This is a genomic window from Vibrio sp. Vb0937 (genome assembly GCF_033338855.1).
This window is the reverse complement of sequence record NZ_JAWOTK010000379.1, coordinates 1-1109: the sequence shown is the minus strand read 5'-3', so window position 1 is coordinate 1109 and position 1109 is coordinate 1. Positions and strand designations below refer to the sequence as shown.

The 1109-nt window shown below is 46.7% G+C and carries 2 protein-coding genes; both read left to right on the top strand.

What is annotated here, in order from left to right; translation table 11 throughout:
• Positions 1-385 (top strand): ABC transporter permease subunit (locus tag R7P67_RS25865; RefSeq protein ID WP_318086459.1); only part of this gene is annotated, 385 nt, incomplete at its 5' end.
• Between the two features lie 3 nt (positions 386-388).
• Positions 389-1109, top strand: a 721-nt coding sequence (locus R7P67_RS25860) for an ABC transporter permease (protein ID WP_318086458.1), incomplete at its 3' end; no start/stop codon positions are given.

The following is a 1109-nucleotide window of genomic DNA, read 5'->3' as shown; positions in this document are numbered from 1 at the left end:
AATCCCACTGGCGGTTTTACTGCTTTATCCCGCTTTTGATGCGCTGAGCGATGATTGGCAAGCGGCGGCTGCACTGTTGGGGGCAAGAACTTCGCATTATTGGGCGAAAGTGGCTTTGCCTGTGCTTTCTCCTGCCCTGTTTGGCACTTTCATTATTTTGATCGCCAATGCGATCGGCGCGTATGCCAGCGTCTATGCGCTCACTTCTGGTAACTACAACGTCATTACCATTCGTATAGCTAGTTTGGTGTCTGGTGATTTGTTCCTAGAGCCAAATTTAGCAGCCGCCATCTCGGTCATCTTAATGGCGCTGTTGGCGTTTATTACGGTGATTAACCAGTGGCTGATTGCCAAAAGTTACGCAGCTAAGAAAAGCAGGAAGTAAACCATGCAAGACGTAAATTCTCGATTCCATAAAAGCGTCGTTTACACCATCGTCGGAATCATGCTGATCCCGATTCTAGCGACGTTCATTTACTCGCTCTCTTCTCGCTGGGGCGCAACGATTCTACCTGATGGTTTCACTTTTGACTGGTACATTAAACTGCTAACAGATCCTCGCTTCTTACAGGCATTTGGTCGCTCGCTCTTTATTGGCCTTTCAGCACTAGCGCTGAGTGTTGTTCTCGTACTGCCTGCGATTTTCGTGGTGTTTTACTACTTTCCGAAACTCGACAAGCTGATGAATATCCTGATTTTGCTGCCATTTGCAGTACCACCAGTGGTTTCGTCTGTGGGCCTTCTTCAACTCTATGCTGACAGCGAAATTTCCCTCATCGGTACACCCTGGATTTTAGTGGGTACTTACTTCACCATCGCATTGCCATTTATGTATCGCGCTATTTCCAACAGCTTTGAAGCCATCAATTTACATGATTTGATGGACGCAGCGCACTTGCTTGGCGCAAGTACGACCAAAGCTTTTTTGTTGATCATTTTGCCCAATTTAAAGAAAGGTTTAATGGCATCGTTGTTCCTCTCCTTCTCATTCTTACTAGGAGAGTTCGTGTTCGCCAATATTTTGGTCGGCACTCGCTACGAAACCCTACAAATCTACTTGTACAACATGCGTCAAACCAGCGGCCACTTCACATCTGCGCTCGTGATGA